The 18,262-nt window shown below is 62.1% G+C and carries 16 protein-coding genes; 7 read left to right on the top strand and 9 right to left on the bottom strand.

Annotated features, from left to right (window positions below):
• The first annotated feature begins 131 nt into the window (after positions 1 to 131).
• The 7 genes from tolB to CHB75_RS00495 all read left to right on the top strand — a co-directional run bounded on the left by tolB (position 132) and on the right by CHB75_RS00495 (position 7,814).
• Positions 132 to 1,460, top strand: coding sequence for a Tol-Pal system beta propeller repeat protein TolB (tolB, locus tag CHB75_RS00465; RefSeq protein WP_089268554.1), 1,329 nt, complete (start codon positions 132 to 134; stop codon positions 1,458 to 1,460).
• Positions 1,461 to 1,609: 149 nt separating this feature from the next.
• Positions 1,610 to 2,134 carry a peptidoglycan-associated lipoprotein Pal gene (pal, locus tag CHB75_RS00470; protein ID WP_089268555.1) on the top strand — a complete coding sequence of 175 codons (525 nt, stop codon included), beginning with the start codon at positions 1,610 to 1,612 and terminating at the stop codon, positions 2,132 to 2,134.
• A gap of 23 nt (positions 2,135 to 2,157) precedes the next feature.
• On the top strand, positions 2,158 to 2,994 hold the full coding sequence (gene ybgF / locus CHB75_RS00475; RefSeq protein ID WP_089268556.1) for a tol-pal system protein YbgF: 837 nt from the start codon (positions 2,158 to 2,160) through the stop codon (positions 2,992 to 2,994).
• A gap of 7 nt (positions 2,995 to 3,001) precedes the next feature.
• Positions 3,002 to 4,357 carry a tRNA lysidine(34) synthetase TilS gene (gene tilS, locus CHB75_RS00480; RefSeq protein ID WP_245840567.1) on the top strand — a complete coding sequence of 452 codons (1,356 nt, stop codon included), beginning with the start codon at positions 3,002 to 3,004 and terminating at the stop codon, positions 4,355 to 4,357.
• A 77-nt stretch (positions 4,358 to 4,434) separates the two neighbouring features.
• Positions 4,435 to 6,348, top strand: coding sequence for an ATP-dependent zinc metalloprotease FtsH (gene ftsH, locus CHB75_RS00485; RefSeq protein WP_089268557.1), 1,914 nt, complete (start codon positions 4,435 to 4,437; stop codon positions 6,346 to 6,348).
• Positions 6,345 to 7,121, top strand: coding sequence for a methyltransferase domain-containing protein (locus tag CHB75_RS00490; protein WP_089268558.1), 777 nt, complete (start codon positions 6,345 to 6,347; stop codon positions 7,119 to 7,121). The genes ftsH and CHB75_RS00490 overlap by 4 nt, the downstream gene beginning before the upstream one ends.
• A gap of 96 nt (positions 7,122 to 7,217) precedes the next feature.
• Positions 7,218 to 7,814, top strand: a complete 597-nt coding sequence (locus CHB75_RS00495) for an MOSC domain-containing protein (RefSeq protein ID WP_089268559.1) — start codon at positions 7,218 to 7,220, stop codon at positions 7,812 to 7,814.
• Between the two features lie 12 nt (positions 7,815 to 7,826).
• Here the strand turns inward: CHB75_RS00495 and CHB75_RS00500 are convergent, their stop codons facing one another.
• The 9 genes from CHB75_RS00500 to CHB75_RS00540 all read right to left on the bottom strand — a co-directional run bounded on the left by CHB75_RS00500 (position 7,827) and on the right by CHB75_RS00540 (position 18,164).
• A complete protein-coding gene (locus tag CHB75_RS00500) occupies positions 7,827 to 8,243 on the bottom strand; it encodes a PaaI family thioesterase (RefSeq protein WP_089268560.1) in 417 nt (138 codons plus the stop codon).
• A gap of 42 nt (positions 8,244 to 8,285) precedes the next feature.
• The gene (gene pdeM / locus CHB75_RS00505; protein WP_089268561.1) at positions 8,286 to 8,945 is read right to left on the bottom strand and encodes a ligase-associated DNA damage response endonuclease PdeM; all 660 of its coding nucleotides are present in this window, start codon (positions 8,943 to 8,945) and stop codon (positions 8,286 to 8,288) included.
• Between the two features lie 48 nt (positions 8,946 to 8,993).
• Entirely contained in the window at positions 8,994 to 11,414 is a 2,421-nt protein-coding gene (locus CHB75_RS00510; protein WP_089268562.1) for a ligase-associated DNA damage response DEXH box helicase, read from the bottom strand.
• Positions 11,415 to 11,504: 90 nt separating this feature from the next.
• Positions 11,505 to 12,437, bottom strand: a complete 933-nt coding sequence (locus CHB75_RS00515; protein ID WP_089268563.1) for an aldo/keto reductase — start codon at positions 12,435 to 12,437, stop codon at positions 11,505 to 11,507.
• 81 nt (positions 12,438 to 12,518) lie between these two features.
• Positions 12,519 to 13,100 carry a VOC family protein gene (locus CHB75_RS00520; protein WP_089268564.1) on the bottom strand — a complete coding sequence of 194 codons (582 nt, stop codon included), beginning with the start codon at positions 13,098 to 13,100 and terminating at the stop codon, positions 12,519 to 12,521.
• 293 nt (positions 13,101 to 13,393) lie between these two features.
• Positions 13,394 to 14,710 (bottom strand): KAP family P-loop NTPase fold protein, encoded by a 1,317-nt coding sequence (locus CHB75_RS00525; RefSeq protein ID WP_089268565.1) that lies wholly within the window; start codon positions 14,708 to 14,710, stop codon positions 13,394 to 13,396.
• Between the two features lie 324 nt (positions 14,711 to 15,034).
• Positions 15,035 to 16,120, bottom strand: a complete 1,086-nt coding sequence (locus CHB75_RS00530; protein WP_089268566.1) for a BMP family ABC transporter substrate-binding protein — start codon at positions 16,118 to 16,120, stop codon at positions 15,035 to 15,037.
• A 35-nt stretch (positions 16,121 to 16,155) separates the two neighbouring features.
• A complete protein-coding gene (locus tag CHB75_RS00535; protein WP_176439032.1) occupies positions 16,156 to 17,079 on the bottom strand; it encodes an ABC transporter permease in 924 nt (307 codons plus the stop codon).
• The gene (locus tag CHB75_RS00540; protein WP_089268962.1) at positions 17,079 to 18,164 is read right to left on the bottom strand and encodes an ABC transporter permease; all 1,086 of its coding nucleotides are present in this window, start codon (positions 18,162 to 18,164) and stop codon (positions 17,079 to 17,081) included. The genes CHB75_RS00535 and CHB75_RS00540 overlap by 1 nt, the downstream gene beginning before the upstream one ends.
• Positions 18,165 to 18,262: the final 98 nt, after the last annotated feature.

The raw sequence follows: 18,262 nt of genomic DNA on the forward strand, positions 1-18,262 counted from the left end.
TTTGCACGGCGCATGGCACTTTTTGTGGTCTGATGCGTTAAGAGTTTGGACATACTCGGCCAAGTTGCGGCAGAGAGCAGACAGGCGACCGGGACAGGTCGTGGGACAGAGCCTGAGAGGATGGGCAAGTGATGAGACAGTTTTTGACCTGCGTCACGGTAGCAGCGGCGATGGCCCTGTTGGCAGTGCCGGTGGCCATGGCACAGAACGGGCCGCTTCGGATCACGATCACCGAAGGTGTGATCGAACCGATCCCCTACGCGGTGCCCAGCTTTGTCGCGGAATCGGCAGCAGCACAGAGCTACGCCGACCAGCTGAGCCGCGTGGTCGCCGAGGATCTGACCGGCACGGGCCTGTTCCGCGAGATCCCGCGCGATGCCCATATCTCGAACATCACCTCGTTCCAGAGCCCGGTGCAGTTCCCCGACTGGAAGGCGATCAACGCGCAGGCGCTGATCACCGGCGCGGTGGATGTGAATGGTTCTGGCCAGCTGGTGGTGAAATTCCGCGTCTATGATGTCTTTGCCGGGACCGAGTTGGGCGACGGGATGCAGTTTGCCGGAACGGCGGACGGCGTGCGGCGGATGGCGCATAAGGTGGCCGATCAGGTCTATGCGCGCATCACGGGCGAGTCGGGATATTTCGACAGCCGGGTTGTGTTTGTTTCCGAAACGGGCCCCAAGGATCAGCGCGCCAAGCGGTTGGCGATCATGGATTATGACGGGTCGAACCTGCAGTACCTGACTGACAGCCGTTCCATCGTGCTGGCGCCGCGGTTTTCGCCGACCGGCGACCGGGTGCTTTATACGAGCTACGAAACAGGTGAGCCCCGCGTGCATGTGCTGAACGTCGGTGATGTACAAAGCCGCATTCTGCCGACCCAGCCGGGCATGATGAGCTTTGCGCCGCGCTTTGCCCCGGATGGGCGCAACGTGGTCTATTCGGTGACGCAGGGCGCGAATACGGATATTTTCCGCATGGACATCGGGTCGGGGGCGACGTCGCAGCTGACCACGGCGCCGTCGATCGAGACCGGCCCGAGCTATTCCCCAGACGGCAGCCGGTTGGTGTTCGAAAGCGACCGGAGCGGCACGCAGCAGCTTTATGTCATGTCCGCAAATGGTGGCGAGCCGCAGCGTATCAGCTTTGGCGCGGGGCGCTATGGCACGCCGGTCTGGTCGCCACGCGGCGATCTGATCGCGTTTACCAAGCAGAACGCGGGACGGTTCCACATCGGTGTGATGCGGGTCGACGGGTCGGAAGAGCGGCTTTTGACGGCATCCTTCCTGGACGAAGGTCCGACCTGGGCAGCTAACGGTCGCGTGCTGATGTTCATGCGCGAAACCCAGGGCGCGCAGGGCGCTTCGTCGCTGTATTCCGTTGATATTTCAGGGCGTAACCTCAAACGAGTGCCGACGCCTCAGGGCGCATCGGACCCGAGCTGGGGACCGCTGCAGTGATATGTGAGGCGGCCGCAAAATTCTTTTGAAGAATTTTGGCAAGAATTTTCATAAAATTCTTGGGTTGCGCCGTTGAAGAAGTTCCGCCGCGTTCCCAAGGCCGGGTGGCTATGGTAGCGTGGTTTAAAAGCAAGAGCAGGACAGGATCCATGAAACATATTTCCAAGGCTTTGATGCTGATGGCGGCTCTGGCCGTGTCAGCCTGTACCAACCCCAACCGTTTTCCCGGTGATGGCAGCGCTGGCGGGTACGATGCCACCGCCGGACAGGGCGGGATCATTCCCGGAAGCGCCAACGACCCGCGCTCGTCCGCCTATTTCCAGCAGAACGTGGGTGACCGGGTGCTCTTCGCGGTGGACACGTCGAGCCTGAGCCCCGAGGCGCAGGCGACGCTGGACGGACAGGCGCAGTGGCTGATGGCCAACGCCGACTACCTTGCCGTGATCGAAGGTCATGCGGATGAGCAGGGCACACGGGAATACAACCTTGCACTGGGCGCGCGGCGCGCGAATTCGGTGATGGAATACCTTATCGCCCGTGGCATTCCGGCAAGTCGTCTGAAGTTCGTCAGCTACGGCAAGGAGCGTCCGATCGAGATTTGTTCCGAAGAAGCCTGCTATGCCAAGAACCGTCGCGCCGTGACGATCATTTCGGCTGGCGGGTTGACCAGCTGAGCCGCGACAGAGGAGGTGCGTCCATGCGATTGACGGCGATGATACTGGCATTCAGCCTGACGGCGGGCGCAGTGCCTGCCCAGCAGGCCGAAACGCTAGCGGACATCCGGCAGGATCTGTCGGTGCTTTATGTCGAATTGCAGCGTCTGCGCACCGAGCTGAGCACAACAGGCAGCAGCGGCATGACGGTTGGTGGCAATACCATCGATCGGGTCAACACCATCGAGTCGGCGCTTCAGGCGCTGACTTCGAAGACCGAGGAGATTGAGTATCGCATCGGTCGTGTGGTCGAGGACGGCACCAACCGTATCGGCGACATGGAGTTCCGTCTGTGTGAAATCGAGCCCGGTTGTGACGTCGGCAAGCTGGGCAGCACGCCGCGACTGGGCGGTGGCACTGCTGCCGTGACTGGCGCGGCACCTGCTGCGCCTGCCCCCGATACCGCTGCCCTGCCGTCGAGTGGCAGTGGTGAACTTGCACTTAGTGAAGAAAACGATTTTCGGCGGGCGCAGGAGGCGCTCGCCAAAAGTGACTTTCGCGGCGCCGCTGACCTCTTTGCGGCCTTTCGCGAGACCTATCCGGGCGGACCGCTAGAGGCGGCCGCCCTTCTGGGCCAGGGCAAGGCGCTGGAAGGCAATGGCGACACCCGCGGCGCAGCGCGGGCCTATCTTGATGCCTATTCCGGCTATCCCCAGTCCGAAGTCGCGCCCGAGTCGCTGTTTCGGCTGGGCAAGTCATTGGGCCAGCTGGGAAGTACGCAGGAGGCCTGTGTCACTCTGGCCGAAGTCGCTTCGCGTTATCCCGGTGCCTCGGTTGTGGCGGATGCACAGGGCCAGATGACGGCGCTTGGCTGCCAGTGAGCAGCAGGTGAAAGCCGTCGAAGGATCCCTTGATCAGCGGTTCGCCGACAGCATGGGTCAGCTTTTTGGCCCCGAATTTCCCACCGATATCGGGCTGGCCGTTTCAGGCGGTGGCGACAGCATGGCGATGCTGTACCTTGCGCATAACTGGGCCCGTGTCTGGGGCGTGCGTCTTTGGGTGGCGACGGTGGATCATGGGTTGCGCGCCGAGGCGGCGGCCGAGGCGGCGATGGTTGCCGAAGAATGCGCGACATTGGGCTGGCCCCATGCGACGCTGCGCTGGCATTGGGACGGACAGGGCAATGTGCAGGACGCCGCGCGGCAGGCGCGGCTTGGGCTGCTTGACCGCTGGCGCGGCGGTCTGCGGCATGTGCTGATGGCGCACACGCAGGACGATCTGTCGGAAACCTTTCTGATCCGGCTGAAGCGCGGCTCTGGCGTCGAGGGGTTATCTGCGATGCGTGCCAAACGTCCGGCGCATGTTTTGACTGTGGTGCCCGGCGACATATCGGGTGAAGCCCCGCCTGCGGCCCCGGTCAAAGGGGGCGATTTCAACGTCATCCGCCCCTGTCTTGAGATGCGGCGCGAAGAATTGCGTCACTATCTGCGCACGCTTCAGGGGAAATGGGTCGATGATCCGTCCAACGATGATACGAGCTATGATCGGGTGCGGATGCGCCGCCTGCTGAGCACGCTTGAGGCCGAGGGGCTGGGTGTCGAAACCATCGCCGCGACTGCACGCCGGATGGCGCGAGCCAAAGAGGCGCTGTGCGCACGCGCCCTGTCGGTCTGGCAGGCGACCGGACAGGAAGAGCACACAGCCGCAGGGCCAACGGGCGATATCCTGTTTGACCGCGCCGGATTTGGGGCTGTGGAGCTGGACACGCAGATGCGCCTGCTGGCCGCGGCGCTACAATTTGTCTCGACTTCTTCCTATCGGGCGCGGGCTGAGGCCACCGAAGCTGTGCTGGACCGCGTGTTATCGGGTGGGGCCGCAACGCTGCAGGGCTGCGAGGTGCGTAGTATCGGCGAAATGATCCGGATCTATCGCGAACCGCAAGCCGTCCGAAACCAGTTTTCCGTGGTTGGTGATAACGCTTTGTGGGATGGTCGGTGGCGTGTTTTTCATCACACTCTCAAGGGGTTGGCCATCCGTGCGCTGGGCGAGGACGGTTGGGCGCAGCTGGGTGTTCGGCCCGAAGGGACACCGGTGTTCCAGACCGCCCGCAGCCTGCCGTCTGTCTGGGACGGCGATCGGCTGGTGGCCTGTGATGCCATGGGGCATGGGCCGGGCAACACCACGCAGCTTTGGCCCATGGGACAACAGATGAATGGGTTTGCCAGTTTTCTTCTTTCGCATTGAACCGGCGGCCGTGATGTCTATGTTACGCGGTGACGTTGTGTGCTATGAACGCACACCGGATTTTTAGGAGGTTTTCCTTGGGAAACGCACGTAATATCGCCTTCTGGGTGGTTCTGTTCCTGCTCGTTCTTGCGCTGTTCAACCTGTTCAGTGGCGGTGGAACGACGCTTCAGAGCCGCGAGATCAGCTATACGGACTTTGTCGACGCGGTGGAAAGCAAAACCGTCAGTTCGGTGACGCTGGATGGCGAACAGGTGCGGTTCCGCAGCACGGATGGCAACGACTATATGACCATCAAGCCGGAAGACGCGACCGTGACCACCATGCTGGTCGAAAACAATATCCCCGTGCGGGCCGAAGCACAGCAACAGTCGGGCTTTCAGTCCTTCCTGCTGAGCCTTCTGCCCTTCCTGCTGCTGATCGGCGTCTGGATCTATTTCATGAACCGGATGCAGGGTGGCGGCAAAGGCGGCGCGATGGGCTTTGGCAAATCCAAGGCCAAGATGCTGACGGAAAAGCATGGCCGGGTGACGTTTGACGACGTGGCGGGCATCGATGAAGCCAAGGAAGAGCTGGAAGAAATCGTCGAATTCCTGCGCAATCCGCAGAAATTCTCGCGGCTTGGCGGCAAGATCCCCAAGGGTGCGCTGCTGGTGGGTCCTCCGGGTACTGGTAAGACGCTGCTGGCGCGGGCGATTGCCGGTGAGGCGGGTGTGCCGTTCTTCACGATCTCGGGTTCCGATTTCGTCGAGATGTTCGTTGGTGTCGGCGCGTCCCGTGTCCGTGACATGTTCGAGCAGGCGAAAAAGAACGCGCCCTGCATCGTGTTCATCGACGAAATCGACGCCGTGGGCCGCAACCGTGGCGCTGGCTATGGCGGTGGCAATGACGAACGCGAACAGACGCTGAACCAGCTTCTGGTCGAGATGGACGGATTTGAGGCGAACGAGGGTGTCATCATCCTGGCCGCCACCAACCGCCGTGACGTTCTGGACCCCGCGCTGCTCCGCCCCGGTCGTTTCGACCGTCAGGTGACGGTGCCGAATCCGGATATCAAGGGCCGCGAAAAGATCCTGCATGTGCATGCGCGCAAGACGCCGCTTGGCCCCGATGCCGATATGCGGATCATCGCCCGCGGCACACCCGGGTTTTCCGGTGCGGATCTGGCCAACCTCGTGAACGAGGCCGCCCTGATGGCGGCGCGCGTCGGGCGGCGGTTCGTCACGATGGAGGATTTCGAATACGCCAAGGACAAGGTCATGATGGGCGCCGAGCGCCGGTCCATGGTCCTGACGCCTGAGCAGAAAGAAAAGACCGCCTATCACGAAGCTGGCCACGCCGTTGTGGGTCTGTCGCTGCCGCAGTGCGATCCGGTCTACAAGGCCACTATCATCCCGCGCGGTGGCGCACTGGGCATGGTGGTTTCCCTGCCCGAGATCGACCGCCTGAACTGGCACCGTTCCGAGTGTGAGGAAAAGCTGGCCATGACCATGGCGGGCAAGGCGGCCGAGGTCATCAAGTATGGCGAGGACAACGTGTCCAACGGTCCTGCGGGCGACATCCAGCAGGCCAGCGCACTGGCCCGTGCGATGGTGCTACGCTGGGGCATGTCGGACAAGATCGGCAACATCGACTATTCCGAGGCACACGAGGGCTATAGCGGTTCAACCGCTGGTTTGTCGGTGTCCGCGCATACGAAAGAAGTGATCGAGAGCGAAGTGAAGCGCTTTATCTCGGAAGCTTACAGCCGCGCGTTCCAGATCCTGACCGACAAGAAGGTCGAATGGGATCGTCTGGCGCAGGGCCTGCTGGAATACGAAACGCTGACCGGTGACGAGATCAAGCGCGTGATCCGTGGCGAGCCGCCGCAGGCGGGACCGGGCGACGATGGCCTTGGCGAAGAGGAAACGCCCAGCGTCACTGCAATTCCCAAGACCAAGCCCAAGGCCAAACCGGCGGATGGCGGTCTGGAGCCTGAACCTTCGGTATGACCATAACGGCCGATCAGGATTGGAACCCCGGGGCCTATCACAGGTTCCGGGGTTTGCGTTTGCGCCCCGCGCTGGATCTCTTGCGGTCCGTCGGGCCGTTACCCGAAGGCGATGTGGTCGATCTGGGATGTGGCAGCGGCGCGGTTGGCCCGGCGCTGGGGCAACTTCGACGTCGATTGATCGGGGTCGACGCGAGCCCGGCGATGTTGGCCCAGGCGCGGCTGAGCGGCGGCTATGACGAACTGCTGGAACAGGATTTGGCCGAATGGCAGGCCAAGGCGCCGGCCGCGATGATCTTTTCCAATGCGGCGATACACTGGCTGGATTCGCATGAGGTGCTGCTGCCCCGGCTGGCGGGTATGCTGGCCAAGGGCGGCGTTCTGGCGGTGCAGCTGCCGCATCAGAACAACGCGCCGTCGCACCGGCTGTGGCGTTCGCTGGTCGAAGAGCTTTTCCCCGGCCGCGCCGACGGGTTCCACGGTACAAAGGTGCTGTTGCCGGCTGAATATCACCGCCTGCTGGCCCCGCTGGGCAAGGTCACCCTGTGGGAGACCGAGTATTATCAGGAACTGGCACCCGACGGCGAAGGCCACCCGGTGCGGCGGTTCACCGAGGGCACCTATGCGCGGCCGATCCTGAACAAGCTGGACAAGGATGAACAGGCGCGGCTGATCAAGACCTATGAGAGCGTGATCGGAAAGGCCTATCCCAAGGGGCCGAACGGCACGGTTCTTTTCCCGTTCCGGCGGATGTTTTTCACCCTCTCGGTCTGAGGGTCTAATTCACGGAATTTACACGTCAATTCACGCAATCCGATTTGACAATCCGGCTGCGGGCGTCACTCTGTCGGCATCATTCTGGAGATGCCGATGCCTGCCCTGAAACCCACCGAATTTACCGCGACCATCCGCTGGCTGGGCCGTGTGCCCGTTCCGGGCGAGAATATCCGTTCCGAGCCGGTCGATGCGATTGATCTGGGCTGGGAAGGTATCGAGGGCGAGCGGCATTCGGGGCTGACGCGTCCGTCGTGTAGCAGGATGCTGAGCCAGTATCCGCGCGACACCGAGATCCGCAACGTGCGGCAGCTGTCGGTCGTTTCCGCCGAAGAACTGGCGCAGATTGCCGAAAAAATGGGGCTGGACGCGATTGCGCCGGAATGGGCGGGGGCGTCGATGGTGATCGAGGGGATCCCGGATTTCACCCATGTGCCGCCGTCATCGCGCCTGCAGGGGCCGGATGGTGTGATGCTGGCCATCGACATGGAAAACCGCCCCTGTGTCTTGCCCGCCCGCGAGATCGAGGCCGAGCGCGCCGGTTTCGGCAAGCGGTTCAAGCCCTCGGCAGAGGGACGGCGCGGTGTGACGGCCTGGGTTGAACGGCCCGGGCGGCTGGCCGTGGGGGACGAATTGCGCCTGCATGTGCCGGATCAGCGTGTCTGGGGGCATATCGAGGCGGTGCTGAGCTAGGATTTCCAGCGTTCAGGCGGGAACGGGGATCATCGTTCCCTGAAGGATCGCGATCAGTGTTTCGGTGTCCCCGGCGCGGGCATAGACTTCGGATGTCACGACGACCAGACGGCGGCCGGGTTTCACGACCTTGCCGCGCGCGATCAGCAGATCGCCACGGGCGGGGGCCAGCAGGTTGATCTTGATCTCGGCGGTGACGACCTCCTGATCCTGAGCGAGGAGGGTGAGCGCCGCGTATCCCGCCGCCGAATCCCCGATCGAGAAGGTAAGACCGGCATGACCGAATCCCTGCTGCTGCATCGCGCCCGGCAGGATCGGGGCATGGATGGTCACGCAGCCGGGCGCCACATCGGCCAGCGAGGCGCCGAATGTGGCCATCATCGACTGGCGGCCAAAGCTGTTGCGGATGCGGGTGTTGAGATCGGTCATGGGGCAGAATGGGCATGAGGCTCCGTCAAGCGCAAGTCCTGCCTAGCGCGGCATCGGGATTGCGCAGGGCGTGGGCCCGGTCAGGATGGCCCGCGCGTTCGGCTGCATGAGCGCCGACAGGGCGTGCGCGCCCGTGTCCAGACCGCCGGTGTAGGCGCCATAGGCAGGCAGGATCAGCCGTTTGTCATCCACCAGAAAGCAGGGCCGAGACAGCGTTCGGCCGCGCAGGGAAATCCGGGCCTTGGGGTGGTAATGCCCCGAAACTTCGCCCCGTTCGGTGGATGTGGCGATGTGGCGAAACACCAGCGGGCCAAGCGCCCGTTGCGCCAGATGGGTGCCGCCGATGCCGATGGGGCCGGGGTCGTGATTGCCCTCGATCCAGGTCCAGTCGCGCCCCGCCTGAAGCCGGGTGATCCAGAGTTGTTCATCCTCTGGAAGGGCGGCGCCGATTTCGGGCGCATCAAAGCTGTCGCCCAGACAGATGACATGGCTGGCCCCGGTCGTGGTGAGGTCACTTTCCAGCCGCAGCAGGGTGTCGCGCGTGTCGTAGGGGGGCAGGGCGGCCCCACCGTGCCGCGCCGCCCGTGCGGATTTGCCAAAGTGCAGATCCGATACCACCAGCAGATCCCGCGCAGGCCAGTGCAGCGCACCAGATGGCAGCGCCACAAGCGGGGTTTCGTGGAAGGTGAAGGCGAATGACATGGCGGTACAAAGCCGGAACAGGGCCGGATCTGCAAGGGCAAAGCGGTGTCAATCCGGAGTGTCGACGTCGCTGAGGCCAGAGGTATCCATCAGGCGCGCGACCTCTTCTGCCAGCAGGCGTTCGTCGGCTGATCCGCGTACCGGCACGCGGCCCGGTTCGAGAAACAGCGGCGCGGCAAGGGGCGACACCCGGTCGAGCGTCACATGGTCGATCCGACCGCCGACCCGGGCGGCCATCTCGCGGATGCGGGCAAAATCGACAAGGCCGCGCATCGCCTCCTCCCTCGTGATCTGCATCAGCAGGTGGTCGGGGTCGTATTTCAGCAGCGTGTCATAGAGGATGTCCGACGACATGGTGGCCTGCCGCCCGGATTTGCGCTGGCCGCCAAGATTGCGTTCGATCAGCCCGGCGATGGTGGCAGAGGCGCGGAAGGTGCGTTTCATCACCGCGTTGCCCGCCAGCCAGCCTTCAAGACCGGACTCTAGCGCATCAAGGTCAAACAGGGGGGCGGGGTCGATGACCGCATCCAGCCCCCAGATCAGCGTGGCGTAATCGGTGGCGACAAAGCCCATGGGGGCAAGGCCCATCTCCTCCATCCGTTTGGTCAGCAGCAGGCCGAGCGTCTGCATCGCGTTGCGCCCGGCAAAGCCGTAAATGACCAGTTGCTGGCGGCCGTCATGGGGAAAGCTTTCGATCAAGAGCCGCCCCGGTTCTGGCAGGCGCGAAACCTTGCGTTGCAGGGCAAGCCACTGGGCGGTGTGGGGCGGCAGGTCGGGCCATATGTCCTGTTGGAACATCTTCACGATGCGGGCGGACAACTGGGTCGAAGTGGCGAATTTGGTGCCCATGAAGGTGGCGATCTTGGGTTTTTTGCCGGGGTCGCGGCTGACCTCGACCACCAGTTCGCGCAGGCCTTCATAGCGCACGATCTGCCCGCCGATCAGGAATGTGTCGCCCTTGGTCAGGCTTGCCGCAAAGGTCTCTTCGATCTCGCCCAGTGGTGCGCCGCCACGCCCCCGCCAGCGCACCTTGAGCGTATCGGTGTCCTGAATGGTGCCGATGTTCTGCCGGATGCGCGCTGCCGAGCGTGGATCGCGCAGCTGCCAGAGGCCATCGGGGCGTTGCAGCAGGCGCTGCCAGCGGTCATAGGCGCGCAGGGCATAGCCGCCGGTGGCGCAGAATTGCAGGCAATCGTCGAACTGCGGGCGGGTCAGGGTGGCATAGGCCCCTGCGGTCGTCATTTCGCCGTAGAGGGCATCTGCATCGAACGGACCGGCGCAGGCGGCGATCAGGATATGCTGGCAGAGCACGTCGCGCGGGCCGGGGCCGCGTGGTTCGCCGTCCAGATCATGGGCCTTGACTGCGTCGAGCGCGGCGACACATTCCACCACCTCGAACCGGTTTGCGGGGACAAGCAGCGCCTTGGAGGGTGCGTTATAGCGGTGGTTGGCGCGCCCGATCCGCTGGACAAGGCGTTTGACGTTCTTGGGGGCGCCGACCTGAATCACCAGATCCACATCGCCCCAGTCGATGCCAAGATCGAGGCTGCCGGTGCAGACGATGGCGCGCAGCTGGCCCGCCACCATCGCCGCCTCGACCTTTTCGCGCTGCAATCGGTCAAGTGATCCGTGGTGGATGCCGATGGGCAGGGCGTCGTCATTGGCGAGCCAGAGGTTGTGAAAAAAGATCTCGGCCTGCGCACGGGTGTTGTGAAAGATCAGCGTGGTCTTGTGCGCGCGCACCTGCGCCAGCACCGCCGGGATGGCATAGGCGGCACCGCCTCCGGACCACGGCGGGGCCTGATCGGTGACCAGCATCCGGATGTCCGGATCGGGGCCGGGGTCGGCTGTCAGGATGGCGCAGGGGTCCGGCGCGCGGGCCAGCAGGCGGGCGATGGCGGCGGGGTCGTCGACGGTGGCCGACAATCCCACCCGGCGCAGCCCGGGGCAGAGGGTAGACAGCCGCGCCAGCGCCAGCATCAGCTGATCGCCGCGCTTGGATTCGGCCAGTGCGTGGATTTCGTCGACCACGACGCGTTGCAGGCCCGCGAACATCCGTGGCGCATCTTCGTAAGAGGTCAGCAGCGCAAGGCTTTCGGGGGTGGTCAGCAGGATATGCGGCGGATCGCCCCGCTGGCGCCGTTTTGCATGAGAGGAAGTATCGCCGGTGCGATCCTCGATCCGGATGTTCAGGCCCGCCTCCTCGACCGGTATGCGCAGATTGCGTTTGATATCCGCGGCCAACGCCTTGAGCGGGCTGACATAAAGCGTGTGCAACCCCGGTGGCGGCGTCTCTCCCAATTCGACCAGCGTCGGCAGAAACCCGGCCAGCGTCTTGCCGCCGCCAGTGGGCGCGATCAGCAGCAGCGCAGGCTCGCCCGCACGCTCCAGCATTTCACGCTGGTGCGGGTGGATCTGCCAGCCACGGGTATCAAACCAGCGTTGCAGGGAAGGGGGCAAAGTCGTCATGCCCCCTATCTAGCCGCCTGTCCGGCAAAGGGAAATCAACGGCGAACCTTTGCCATTCCTTGGCCTGCTGGAGTGCGGAATAGGCGTATCTCAGGCCTCTTCAAGGCGATCCGTGGCTGGGGGCGGTGTCGGGCTTAGCGCGCAGAGGCGGACGTAAAGCGCGTCATCCAGAACATAGTCCATCCCGGCGAGCGAGGGCAGGATCTGTTCGGCGGTGCGCCCCGAAAGGATCGGCACCGGCCCGGCGACATGGCGGGCCACCCATGCGACGGCAAGCGTGGCGGGATGGGTGCCCAACTCCTGCGCCAGTTCCGAAAGATCGGCGGCGGTTCTGTGCATGGTTTCAAGCGCATAGCGTTTCGCATAGCGGTCGTCTTCGGTCAGGCGACCAGTGCTGTCGCCAGTGTATTTCCCGGTGAGCAGACCACCGCCTAGGGGCGAATAAGGCACCGGAAGGATGCCTTCGGAGGCGCACATCGGCAGGATCTCAACCTCGGCCTGACGTTTGACAAGGTTGTACATCGGCTGAATCACGTCGATGCGGGTGTCAAAGCGGTTGGCGACGGCCTGTGCCTTCATCACCTGCCAGGCGGCAAAGTTGGACACGCCGATGTGGCGGATCTTCTGCTGGGACTGTAGCTCGGCAAGTGTTTCGAAAGTCTGTTCCAGCGGTACGGTGCCATCCCAGCGGTGCAGATAGAGCAGGTCAACCGCATCCATCCCCAGCCGGCGGCGGCTTTCGCCGAATGTTGTCAGTATGTTGTCGCGTGACGATCCACCTGCGAAACCGGCCTTGGTGGCGATGTAGAGTGCGTCGCGGTTTGGCCGCGCGAATTCGCCAAGCAGGGTTTCGGATTTACCGTCCGTATAGACGTAGGCGGTGTCGAAATGCCGGATGCCGCGTTCGACGCAGGCATCGAACATGGCGCGGCTTTGGGTGGCATCGGCGCGGCCGCCGAGCTGCATGGTGCCAAAGGCAAAGGGCGGAACGGTCTGGCCGTCGCGGGTGGTAAGCTGGGTCATGTCTGGCCTTGGTTCAGGGGTTGTTTGCCGGTGGTGTCAGCCCATCCTGCAAGAGGAGGGCGCTGTGATCAAGTCGTTGGTTCAATACGGATTTTTCGGGCTGCGATCTTCGGACAGGGACTGCTGGCGGCGGGTGACAAGCAGTTCGATGGCGTCGGCGAGGTGGGCTTCGGCGATGTGGTGGTCGCCGGATTGTACGCGGATGCGGTGGGCTTCGATCATCACGTCGGCGTGGGTGCAGCCGGTGGGCGGTTCGAATTTGTAGCTGGCGAGCTCGATCAGCAGGCCGAGCGGGTCCTTGAAATAGATCGAATCCATGAAGCCGCGATCCTTGGGCCCGGAATGTTTGATGCCGCGTTCGTCGAGCCGCGCGGTGACCTGCCGCCATGTGGCGTTGGAGACGTTGAAGGCGATATGGTGCACGCAGCCCGGATCAGTCGGGGTGCGGTCATGCACCGGGGCCCTGTTTTCATTGGTGAAAATGGTGATCAGACGGCCATCTCCGGGGTCGAAATACAAATGCCCCTCGCCCGGATTATCGAGGTTTGGCTGGTCGAAAATGAAGGGCATGCCCAGCACGCCTTCCCAGAAATCGATGCTGGACTGACGGTCTGCGCCGGTCAGGGTGATGTGATGAACGCCTTGGGTTTGCAGTTTGCGCATGGGGTCCTCCGCTGTGTTTTCAGGGAACATAGCACGGATTTCGGGTTTGACTGCCAAGGCTGAAACGGGCCGGAAAGGCCGTATGGAACCCGTATGGTTCGCGTATGGAAAGCGTATGGCTTGGGGTATGGTTGTTTGGGGGCAGATCGAGGCTCAAGCTGAGCGGGTCAGCCGACACTAGTTTCGGACTTGTGGCATGGCTTGCCGAGGTTTCGTCCATCTGTGGCTGAATTTGGGCTGTGCAACTGCTCGCTTGCTAAAAACGCAGCCGATTTTACTGGTCGAAAAAGGCTTCAGCTCAAGACCTGAAAAACGTCCAGCGTTTCGGCGATGACCTCACGCAACAATTCTTTTGGCTCGCGGTCCGCAAAGAGTTTTTCTGCCGCTTCATCCAGATAGGCCGGGAGAGATCCGACATCTTTAGTAGTTACAAGCCGCCAAACAGCATGGGCATCTGGTTCACAAGTGTGTGGATTTGGCCTTCTACTCAATTGAAATACGGAAAATACGTCCTCACCAATCAATTTTCCTAGGCGCGCATTTTCCACAGCGCTTGGGGCCAAAACCTGCAAAATCAGCGAACCAATGTAGAGATGAAGCTTTGCTTCGGGTTGCTCACGTGGGTTTGGGGTAACCATTGCAAGAGTGGCAATTTTCTCTACATCACGAAGGCTTAAACCCGCATGATGGTCAACGAACCTTAGGTAATCTTCAAGCCAGTCGCTTTTCCAAGAACCGAAGAGCCCAATCTCTTTAGACACTCTCTGAAAATGCCGGATTTGCAGCTGTGCAGATGCGGATCTTGAATGGCGTGGAACCAAGGGCATTGATACCGTGATAAATTTCTGGAGGTATTTTGCACCTTGCACGTCTGCGCCATACCTAGATCTAACGCTGTTGGCTAATTCCTTGAGATTAACACCAAGAATGAAATGGACGTTTGGCACGTCAAAAAAGTGCTTGATCACTTCAAGAAGGTTTAGCGCGTAGTCTGGACGACAACGGTCAAGTTCATCGACGACAATCACGAGTTTTTGGTCTGACGCTAAATTCTCCAAAGCCTCGCGGAAGCCTTGCATGGCTGCTCGCTTGCCGTTTTCTTTCTTCCAGAATTCTCGTGAAGCCTGCTTCAGCTCGTCCGAACCGGCTTCAAGTGCGGCATCGACGATTGCACCGGAAATTTCTGTCATTCCAGCCGTTGCCAAGGCAAGCCCGGTCCGGACTGCTGGCCGCACCAGTTTTGATGCAGCCTCTTTGGCTTTTTGCCATTTCTTCGCGTGGGCGCCCGTCTCTCCAAGTCGTTCCGAGATAACGCCTGTGAGACCGATCAATGGATCGTCCATGAAATCATGGCGAAACGCATCGTAATATACTGTCTTTGCGGTTCCTCCATTTTCTTGCATATGTGCTCCTACCCAGCACTTGAGGAATACGGATTTTCCAGCGCCCCAAGGGGCATTGAGAGCTACAACCATCGGTTCGGAAATGCGTTCGACTAGTTCTGACAGCTTCTTACCATCCGCTGCACGGTCAAGCTGACAAACTCCCTTAAAACCGGTTTCATACAGATCAAACTTAGGTTCGGGGACAGTCAACAAACGATCAGACATTGAAATTCGCCTTGTTTAATATTGATGCTTTTACGCTTATCGAAATAGTGTTGACCTGCAAGCTTGATCGTAGTGAGGTCTGTAATCCCTGCGGGCGCACCTCAAGTTCGCACCCATTGAGAAGGTCAGCTGCTGCCCGTCTTTTTTTAGCGCACGCTTCTTGAACCAAGAATGATGCACCGGCAAGGAAAGGGGAGTGAGGACAGCATAGCCGCCCGCTGCCAAACCTGTCTCCCGCCACGCGGCCCTTAGACGTCGGATCGCCCCCCAAACAAAAAAGCCCCGCGCGGGGCGGGGCTTTCCTGTTTTGTGGGCGCGTAAGGATCAGTTCGGGATGTCGCCGGTCAGGCCTTCGACATAGAAGTTCAGGCCGAGCAGGTCGCCGTCGGGGGCGGTTTCGCCCTCGGCCAGCCAGACCGAGCCGTCCTGCTTGTTCAGCGGGCCGGTGAAGGGGTGGTAGTCGCCGGACGCGATGCTGTCCTTCAGGGCGAGGGCCTCGGCCTTGACGTCGGCGGGGACGGCGTCCGAAATCTCGCCAATGCCGACCATGCCGGAACCGATGCCGTCCCATGTGTCATCGGAGGCCCATGTGCCGTCCATCACCGCCTGCACTCGGGCGATGTAGTAGGGCGACCAGTTGTCGATGATCGAGGACACCCGCGGCATGGGGGCGTATTCGGACATGTCCGAGGCCTGACCGAAGGTGATCACGTTCCCGGCTTCCTGAGCGGCGGCCTGGGGGGCGGTGGAATCGGTGTGCTGCAGGATGACGTCGGCGCCGTTTTCGATCAGGGCGCGGGCGGCGTCGGATTCCTTGGCCGGGTCGAACCATGTGTAGGCCCAGATGACCGAGAATTCGACGGCGGGGTTGGCCTTTTTCGCGTGGATATAGGCGGAGTTGATGCCGCGGATGACTTCGGGGATCGGGAAGGAGGCGATGTAGCCGATCTTGTTGGTCTTGGTCATCTTGCCGGCGATGTGGCCCTGAATGGCGCGGCCCTCATAGAAGCGGGCGGAATAGACGCCGACGTTGTCCGCACGCTTGAAGCCGGTGGCGTGTTCGAATTTCACATCCGGGAATTTGGCCGCGACGTTGATGGTCGGGTCCATGTAGCCAAAGGAGGTGGTGAAGATCAGGTTGGCACCCGAGAGGGCCATCTGGGTGATCGCGCGTTCGGCATCGGCGCCTTCGGGCACGGATTCCTGATAGACGGTTTCGACCTTGTCGCCGAATTCGGCCTCAACGGCGAGACGGCCCTTGTCGTGTTCAAAGGTCCAGCCACCGTCGCCGATGGGGCCGACGTAGATAAAGCCGACCTTGAGTTTGTCGCCATGCGAGGCGGCGAGGGCGCCTGTGGCCGAGATGAGCGACAGGGCGGCGGCGGTGCTGAGTAGGGTTCTGCGGTTCATGGTATCTCTCCCTGAGAGTGGTTTTGGTTTTGGCCTCAGCGCGAGGCGTGGAAGGGGCGGCCAAGTGAGGCCGGTGCGCCATGGGCGCCTCGGGCTGATATGATGACCAGCACGAGAATGGTTATAAGATAGGGCGACATCGACAAGATCTCGACTGGGACGCGTGCGCCTGCGGCTTGGAGGTTGAGCTGGAGCACGGTGACGCCGCCAAAGAGGTAGGCGCCGATCAGGATGCGTTCCGCCCGCCAGGAGGCGAAGACCACGATGGCAAGCGCGATCCAGCCGGCACCGGCGGTCATACCTTCGGTCCATTGCGGGACGCGGACGAGGCTGAGGTAGGCGCCGCCAAGGCCGGCGCAGGCACCGCCAAAGAAGATCGCCATCATGCGGATGCGGATCACCTTGTAGCCCAGCGCGTGGGCGGCATCGTGGGATTCACCGACGGCGCGCAGGATCAGCCCCGCGCGGGTGAATTTGAGGAAACCCCAGACGGCGAGCACCAGAAACAGCGAGAAATAGACCATCGGATCATGGGAAAACAGCATCGGCCCCAGAACCGGAATGTCGCCAAGGATGGGGATGTCGAGTTTGGACATGGTGGGGGATTTCATCCCCTCATAGGGTTTGCCGATCAGCGCCGAGAGGCCAAGGCCGACAAGGGTCAGGCCCAGACCGGTCGCCACCTGGTTCGACAGCAGCATCTGCGTCAGCACGCCAAAGCTGAGCGAGAGGACGGCCGAGGCGAGGGCCGCGGCGGCAAAGCCAAGCGTTGGGCTGCCGGTGCTGACAGCGGTGGCAAAGCCCACGACGGCGCCGGTGATCATCATCCCCTCGACCCCGAGGTTCAGCACGCCGGCCTTTTCCACCACCATTTCGCCAATGGCGGCCAGCAGGATCGGCGTGGCCGAGATCATGATCGAGGCGATCAGCAGGATCGGGTTGATTGAGCTCAGGTCCATCAGGTCACCTCAGTCTTGCCAAAGCGCAGGCGGAAGTTGGTGAAGACGTCGGTGGCCAGCAGGAAGAACAGCAACATGCCCTGAAACAGTTGGATCGAGGCGCCCGGCAGTCCCAGCATGAGCTGCGCGAGTTCACCGCCGATATAGGTCAGCGCCATGAGCAGCCCGGCCAGCAGGATGCCGACGGGGTGCAGGCGGCCCAGAAAGGCGACGATGATCGCGGTAAAGCCGTAGCCCGAATTGAAGTCGATGGTGATCTGGCCGGCGGGACCAGAGACTTCGAACAGCCCTGCGGCCCCGGCGAGCGCGCCGCCGAAACCGAGGCAGAGAAAGATGATGCGCGCGGGCGAGACGCCGGAAAAGCGCGCGGCGCGGGGCGCTTCGCCGGTGAGACGGATGTTGAAGCCCTGGATGTGGCGGGTCAGCAGGACATAGGCAAAGATCACCGCGACAAAGGCGGCGATGACGCCCCAGTGCATGCCGCTGTTCGCAAAAATCTCGGCGTTGTGGGCCGCCGGGAACTGTTTGAAGTTGCGTGACCCGGGGAAACCCATGCCTTCGGGATTGCGCAGCAGTTTTTGCGAGACAGAGGCAAGCAAGGCTTCGGCCACATAGACCAGCATGAGAGAGACGAGGATTTCATTGGTGCCGAACCGGACCTTGAGCACCGCCGGAATCATCGCCCAGGCCCAGCCACCCAAGGCCCCGGCCATCACCATGGCGGGAAAGATCAGCGGCGAGGTGGTGGGATAAAAGGCAAGCCCCATGCCGGCGCCGCAGATTGCGCCCATGATGTATTGGCCTTCGGCGCCGATGTTCCAGATCCCGGCGCGAAAGCCCAGCGACAGGCCAATGGCGATCAGGATCAGCGGCCCGGCCTTGACCAGCAGTTGCGGGCGGGAATAGGCGGCAAACTGGGGGTGAAACAGCGGATCCCAAAAGATGATGCGGATCGCTTCGAGCGGGGGCTTGCCCAGCAGGGCGAACATGATGCCGCCGACGACCATGGTGAGCAGAACAGCCAGAACCGGGGTCAGCGCGGTCCATGCGCGCGACGGCTGCGGGCGGCGTTCAAGGCGGATCACGGGTGCACCTGCGGGGCGGTCGCGCAAAACTTTTCTGAAAAGTTTTGGCAAGAATTTTCAGAAAATTCTTGGGCGTCGGCGCGGGGGGAGAGTTTGGG

Origin of the sequence: Puniceibacterium sediminis (genome assembly GCF_900188035.1) — a bacterium.
Taxonomy (GTDB): Bacteria; Pseudomonadota; Alphaproteobacteria; order Rhodobacterales; family Rhodobacteraceae; genus Puniceibacterium; species Puniceibacterium sediminis.

What these genes read in the sequence shown, in the direction of transcription:
- tolB (WP_089268554.1), top strand. Translation starts at nt 132, where the DNA reads ATGAGACAGTTTTTGACCTGCGTCACGGTAGCAGCGGCGATGGCCCTG.
- pal (WP_089268555.1), top strand. Translation starts at nt 1,610, where the DNA reads ATGAAACATATTTCCAAGGCTTTGATGCTGATGGCGGCTCTGGCCGTG.
- ybgF (WP_089268556.1), top strand. Translation starts at nt 2,158, where the DNA reads ATGCGATTGACGGCGATGATACTGGCATTCAGCCTGACGGCGGGCGCA.
- CHB75_RS00490 (WP_089268558.1), top strand. Translation starts at nt 6,345, where the DNA reads ATGACCATAACGGCCGATCAGGATTGGAACCCCGGGGCCTATCACAGG.
- CHB75_RS00495 (WP_089268559.1), top strand. Translation starts at nt 7,218, where the DNA reads ATGCCTGCCCTGAAACCCACCGAATTTACCGCGACCATCCGCTGGCTG.
- CHB75_RS00500 (WP_089268560.1), bottom strand. Translation starts at nt 8,243, where the DNA reads ATGACCGATCTCAACACCCGCATCCGCAACAGCTTTGGCCGCCAGTCG.
- pdeM (WP_089268561.1), bottom strand. Translation starts at nt 8,945, where the DNA reads ATGTCATTCGCCTTCACCTTCCACGAAACCCCGCTTGTGGCGCTGCCA.
- CHB75_RS00510 (WP_089268562.1), bottom strand. Translation starts at nt 11,414, where the DNA reads ATGACGACTTTGCCCCCTTCCCTGCAACGCTGGTTTGATACCCGTGGC.
- CHB75_RS00515 (WP_089268563.1), bottom strand. Translation starts at nt 12,437, where the DNA reads ATGACCCAGCTTACCACCCGCGACGGCCAGACCGTTCCGCCCTTTGCC.
- CHB75_RS00520 (WP_089268564.1), bottom strand. Translation starts at nt 13,100, where the DNA reads ATGCGCAAACTGCAAACCCAAGGCGTTCATCACATCACCCTGACCGGC.
- CHB75_RS00525 (WP_089268565.1), bottom strand. Translation starts at nt 14,710, where the DNA reads ATGTCTGATCGTTTGTTGACTGTCCCCGAACCTAAGTTTGATCTGTAT.
- CHB75_RS00530 (WP_089268566.1), bottom strand. Translation starts at nt 16,120, where the DNA reads ATGAACCGCAGAACCCTACTCAGCACCGCCGCCGCCCTGTCGCTCATC.
- CHB75_RS00535 (WP_176439032.1), bottom strand. Translation starts at nt 17,079, where the DNA reads ATGGACCTGAGCTCAATCAACCCGATCCTGCTGATCGCCTCGATCATG.